Genomic DNA, 5,555 nt, shown 5'->3' with positions numbered 1-5,555 from the left:
GCGCACCACCGCGGCGTCGGTAGCGCTCACGCGGACGGCCCGATCGCTCGCACGACCCGCGCCGGCGCGGGCGGACTGAGCGCGGGTGGCGCCGACGCGCACCTGAGGACGCAGCTTTCCAGCAGCGCCGTGGTTTCCGCGGCGAGCCGGCGCAGACGCCCTGCGAGGACCTCCGCGGCGGCGCCCTCCCAGGCATCGCTGCCGGCCACGGCGACACGTTCCAGTGCCACCGTCACGTCTGTCTGGACGCGCCGCGCCGCTGCCAGCGCACTCGTCGCGGCCCCTCGGGGCAGGTCGGACATCGTCATCTCGCACCACCGTCAGGGTCAGGGTCGGGGGTGGTGCGACCGTAGCAATGAGCAGTCCACCGGCGCGGGACGCGCACGTCGCCTGTGGACAGCGTGGCCCCGACCGGCCGCCTGTGGACGAGCCGGCCGGTCGACGGCTCTCGTCGTGGCCTGGACGGTTCTCGCCGTGGACGGTCGGCCCGTCCTCGGCTTCGTCGCTGGACGCTCTCGCCGCGCCTGACCCGGCGGCGCGGGTCAGGCGCGGCGGTAGCGCAGGAAGAGACTGTCCTCCTCGGCGAGCACGTGGATCAGGCGCATCGCCACCGTCCCGTCCCAGGGCGCGCCCTGCCCGATCCCGAGCCGGCCCGGGCCGGCCAGCAGCGGCGCGACGGTCAGGCACAGCTCGTCGAGCAGGCCGGCCGCGCCGAGCTGGGCGTGCAGCGTCGGACCGCCCTCGGTGAGCACCCGGGTCAGACCTCGCTCGGTCAGGGCCGCCATCGCCGGCTCCAGCTCGACGGACTCCTCGCCGCAGAGAACCACGTCCGCGACCGCCGACAGCGCTCGACGTCGCTCGGCCGGCGCGGCGGCGCAGGTCAGCACGATGGGGCGCACCTCGACGGCGAAAAGCCGGGCGGCCGGATCGAGCCCGGCGCTCGCGGTGACGACCGCCACCGGGGGAACCTCGGCGAGCCCCGCGGCCCGCCGCCGCTCGCGGCGTTCGACGGGGACGACGACCGGACCGTAGTTCTCGTGCCGGGCTGTCCCCGCGCCGACGAGAACCACGTCGCTGAGCCAGCGCAACAGCTGGAAGACCCGCCGGTCGGCCGCGCCCCCCAGCGGCCCGGAGCGTCCGTCCACTTCTGCGGCGCCGTCCGCCGAGCAGACGAAGTTCGACCGCACGAAGGCGCGCTGGGCAGCCTCGGCGGGATAGGCGTAGGCCTCGTCGAGGTCGACGTCCGGCGCGCCGGCCGGTGATTCGGGCAGGGCGGGACCGGGACCGGCCAACAGGCGTCGCACCGCGCCGACCCTATCCCCACCGCGGGGCCCCGGCCCGGCCCGGCACCGTCAGCACCATCCGCGGGCCACCCGAAGCCCGCCGCGCGACCGGACGGGCCGCGACCGGACGGGCCGCGACCGGACGGGGTGGTACCGACAGGCGGCGCCCTGCGACGATGGACGCATGGGAACCTACGTCGTCCTGCTCGTCATGGTGCTGTTGGTGGGGCTGGCGGTCCTCGGCGTGCTCTACGCCCTGTTGTCCCGCGGTCGGGTCCGGCGCTGACCGTCGCCGCCGCACCCGGCGGGTGCGGCGGCCCACGGCCTCACCCGCCGGTCGGTTCGGGCGGCAGCAGCCGGGTGATGACGACGGACTCGCCGTCCAGCTCGACGCGGCCGGGCATGTAGGTGAAGCCCGGCGCGGAGGCGGCCGGGGCGTCGAACGGGACGCCGTCCAGCGGTACCGACTGGCGCTTCGCCGCCAGGTTGACCACGACCGCCACGTCACCGCGGCGCACCACCAGCCAGCGGGCCTGCTCGTCGAAGGTGCACCCCACCGACGACCAGGCCGGGTCGGTCAGCGCCGGCAGCCGCCGGCGCAGCCCGATGAGCCGGCGGTGCCAGTCCAGCAGGCCGCCGTGGCCGGGCCGGGTCGGCTCCGACCAGTCCAGCCTGGACCGTTCGAACGTGGCCGGTTCCTGCGGGTCGGGCACATCGTCGGGACCCCAGCCGTGCGCGGCGAACTCCCCGCGCCGGCCCTCCCGGACCGCGTCGCCGAGTCCGGGCGCGGTGTGGTCGGTGAAGTACTGCCACGGCGTGTGCGCACCCCACTCCTCGCCCATGAACAGCATTGGCGTCAGCGCCGAGGTGAGCAGCAGCGCGGCGCCGATGCGCAGCAGCCCGTCGCTGAGCTGCGCCGATGACCGGTCGCCAACGGCTCGGTTGCCGATCTGGTCGTGGTTCTGCAGGAACGTGACGAACCGGTAGGCCGGTGTGGTGGGCGGCATCGGCCGGCCGTGGGATCGGCCGCGGAACGTCGAGTAGCCGCCATCGTGCACGAAACCTTTGGTCAGGGCGTGCGCGAGGGTCGAGATCGAGCCGAAGTCGGCGTAGTAGCCCTGCCGTTCCCCGGACAGGGTCGCCCACAGCGCGTGATGGGCGTCGTCGCACCACTGGCCGTCGAGGCCGTACCCGCCGGCCTCGGGCGCCACGACCAGCTTCGGGTCGTTGAGGTCGGACTCGGCGACGGCGAACAGCGGCCGGCGCATCTGCGCGCCGAGCCGGTGCACCGACTCGGCGATCTCCTCCAGCAGGTGCATCGCCCGGCTGTCCTGGAAGGCATGCACGGCGTCCAGGCGCAGCCCGTCGCAGTGGAAGTCGCGCAGCCACGCCAGCGCGCCGGCGAGGATGAACGCCCGGACCTCGTCCGAGCCGGGGGCGTCGAGGTTGACCGCGGGGCCCCAGGGGGTGATGTAGCGGTCGGTGAAGTACGGGCCGAATCGGCTCAGGTAGTTGCCGTCGGGGCCCAGGTGGTTGTAGACGACGTCCATGATCACGCCGATGCCGCGGGCGTGGGCGGCGTCGACGAACCGCTTGAGCCCGTCCGGGCCGCCGTACGGCTCGTGCACGGCGAACAGGCCCACCCCGTCGTAGCCCCAGCCGTGGCGGCCGGGGAAGGCGTTGACCGGCAGCAGTTCGACGGCGTCGATGCCGAGCTCGGCGAGATGGTCGAGCTTGCCGATCGCGGCGTCGAAGGTGCCTTCCGGGGTGAACGTGCCGACGTGCAGCTCGTAGAGGACGCTGCCGGCCAGCGCGATGCCGCGCCAGCTCGCGTCCGTCCAGGCGAACGTGGAGTGCTCGACCAGCCGGGACCGGCCGTGCACCCCGGCGGGCTGCCAGACCGAGCGCGGATCGGGCAGCTCCTCGTCGCTGTCATCGAGCACGAAGGCGTAGTCGGTGCCGTGCCGGGCGGAGGGCACGTTGATCCACCACCAGCCGCGCCGACCGGCGGACATCTCGTGGCGGGTGTCGCCCTCGGCGCCCGCCACGACAAGGCTGACGGTCTTCGCGTCCGGGGCCCACAGCCGGAAGGTGCTCATAGGCTCCTGTCTACCGTCAGCCGCTTCCCAACATGCCGGGACAGTGACAATCGACCCCAGTCGAAGGTGCCTGTCAACGGGGCCGCCGGGGGCGGATCGCCAGGTGCGCTGACGGCCCGTGGCCGGTCGCCGCCTCCTGGTCGCCCGGCATAAGGAGTGCCAGTCAGACGTCGTTACAGATGGCACCATCAGGTTAGGCGTGGGTGGTACGGGTCTTGGGGGGACGGGTGGCAGCGCGGCTTAGGATCGAGCTGTTGGGTGGGTTTCGCGTCCTTGTCGGGTCGCGGCCGGTGCCCGACGTGGTGTGGGCGAGGCGAAAGCCGGCGACGTTGGTCAAACTCCTCGCGCTGGCGCCGGGCTATCGCCTGCGCCGTGAGCAGGCGATGGACCTGCTGTGGCCCGAGCTGGAGCCGGCCGCCGCCGCGGCGAACCTGCGCAAGGCGCTGCACGAGGCCCGCCGGGGCCTCGACGTCGGCGCGGGAGATGGCGCGGGAGATGGCGCGGCGCTCATCGGCTCCGTCGGCGATCTGCTGTGCCTGCCGTCCGACGGGGTCTCCGTGGATGTCGCGGACTACCGGGAGCTGGCGGCGCACGCGCGCCGGACCCGCGCCGCCGTGGCCTACTGGGGCGCGCTGGACCTGTACCGGGACGGCCTGCTGCCGGAGGACCGTTACGAGGACTGGGCCAGCGTCCCCCGCGAGGAGCTGCGGGCGGACTGGACGGCGCTGGCCGCGGAGCTGGCCGGCGAGCTGGAGGAGGCCGGGCAGGTCAACGAGGCGGCGCGGGTGCTCGCCCGTCTCGTCGCCGCCGAACCCGCCCACGAGGAGCACCACCTGCGGTTGATGCGGCTCTACGCCCTGGCCGGGCGGCGCGAGGAGGCCCGCCGGCAGTACGACCGTCTGCGCGCCGTGCTCGCCGCGGAGCTGGGCGTCGAGCCGAGCCCGCGCGCGCAGCGCCTTTACGAGGAGATCCGCGGCGGCCACGGCGGCGAACCCGACCTCGCCGTGGAGCTGTGGGAGAAGGTCGGCGACCTGCGGGCCCAGTCCGGCGACGACGACGGCGCGAGCCGCGCCTACGAGCAGGCGCTGCGCGCCGCGACGGAACCGGTTCTCACGGTCCGGCTGCACCGCCGGATGGCCACCGCGCTGCTGATGGGGCACCGCACCGAGCAGGCCGCGGAGCACCTGCGGGCCGCCGAGGCGCTCGCGCCGGACGTCGCCGAGCGGGGGCGGATCGCCTGCGTGCGCGCCCATCTGAGCTGGGAGTGCGGCGATCTCGACGCCGCCGCGGCGCTCGCCCGCCAGGCCCACGAGGTGGCGCTCGAACACGGTGGCGATGACGACGTCGTCGGTGCCCTGGAAGCACTGGCGATCATCTCGCACCTGCGGGGGGACTGGCGGGCCGGGCTGCTGGCGCAGGTCGGCCGCCTCGCCGGCACCGACCTGGGCGGCCGGGTCAGCCGCTATCTGGAGATCAACCACTGCGCCGGGCAGTACCAGCTCTACGGCGATGCGCTCGCCGGGGACGTGGCGGACTACGCCCGCCAGACCCTTGCGCTTGCGGAGCGCTCCGACGCCGTCGCCGTACAGGCCTTCGCCTGGTGCCTGCTCGGCGAGTCGCTGCTGCTGCGCGGCCAGTTCGAGGAGGCGGACGCCTGCCTCGCGCGCTCCTGTGAGCTGTACACGCCGATGGGCAGCCGGACGGTGGCGCTGCCGTGGCTGCGCCGCGCCGAACTCGCCGTGTGCACCGGCGCGTTCGACGCGGCCGCGGCGCACCTGAAGTGGGCGACGGCGATCGCCACGGTGGCCCCGACCTCGCGGCACGCCTGGGCCCGGCTGCACGCGATCGCCGCGCTGTCCGCCCTGGAACAGGACGATCTGGACGCCGCCGTGGAGGCCGTGGCCGCCGCGCGGGTCACGGCCAGCCGGTATGGCGAGTGCCCGAGCTGCGGCGCGCTGCTCCACCCGCTCGGCGCCGAGACGCTCGCCCGGGCTGGTGACGTCGCGGGCGCGCGGGAGTACGCCGCGGTCGCCGCGCGCACCGGCGACACCTTCGACAGCACCGCGTGGCGGGCGATGGCCACCTCGGCAGCGGCCTGGGTCCATCTCGCCGCGGGCGACCGGGGCGCCGCCCGGGACGGCTTCGAGGCGGCGGCCGCTGCCTTCGACAAGGC

At 74.8% G+C, this 5,555-nt stretch carries 4 protein-coding genes; 1 reads left to right on the top strand and 3 read right to left on the bottom strand.

Annotation, left to right across the window (positions count from 1 at the left end; genetic code table 11):
• Positions 1-26: 26 nt before the first annotated feature.
• The 3 genes from MXD58_RS18780 to treZ form a co-directional block, all read right to left on the bottom strand.
• Positions 27-308: a hypothetical protein gene (locus MXD58_RS18780; RefSeq protein WP_248840186.1), complete on the bottom strand. Its 282-nt coding sequence runs from the start codon at positions 306-308 to the stop codon at positions 27-29.
• Positions 309-542: 234 nt separating this feature from the next.
• Positions 543-1,304, bottom strand: coding sequence for a pyrimidine reductase family protein (locus MXD58_RS18775; protein WP_248840187.1), 762 nt, complete (start codon positions 1,302-1,304; stop codon positions 543-545).
• Positions 1,305-1,609: 305 nt separating this feature from the next.
• Positions 1,610-3,382 (bottom strand): malto-oligosyltrehalose trehalohydrolase, encoded by a 1,773-nt coding sequence (gene treZ / locus MXD58_RS18770; protein ID WP_248840188.1) that lies wholly within the window; start codon positions 3,380-3,382, stop codon positions 1,610-1,612.
• A gap of 290 nt (positions 3,383-3,672) precedes the next feature.
• On the opposite strand from treZ, the gene MXD58_RS18765 reads away from it, so the two are divergent.
• The coding region (locus tag MXD58_RS18765) for an AfsR/SARP family transcriptional regulator (RefSeq protein WP_250609647.1) at positions 3,673-5,555 on the top strand (1,883 nt) is incomplete at its 3' end.

Origin of the sequence: Frankia sp. AgKG'84/4 (assembly GCF_023242965.2) — a bacterium.
In the GTDB taxonomy this organism is placed as follows: domain Bacteria; phylum Actinomycetota; class Actinomycetes; order Frankiales; family Frankiaceae; genus Frankia.
Note: the sequence above shows the minus strand (reverse complement) of the source record. Positions and strands in the feature narration are given on the sequence as shown.

Coding starts and splice junctions, on each gene's coding strand:
- MXD58_RS18780 (WP_248840186.1), bottom strand. CDS start 308: ATGACGATGTCCGACCTGCCCCGAGGGGCCGCGACGAGTGCGCTGGCA.
- treZ (WP_248840188.1), bottom strand. CDS start 3,382: ATGAGCACCTTCCGGCTGTGGGCCCCGGACGCGAAGACCGTCAGCCTT.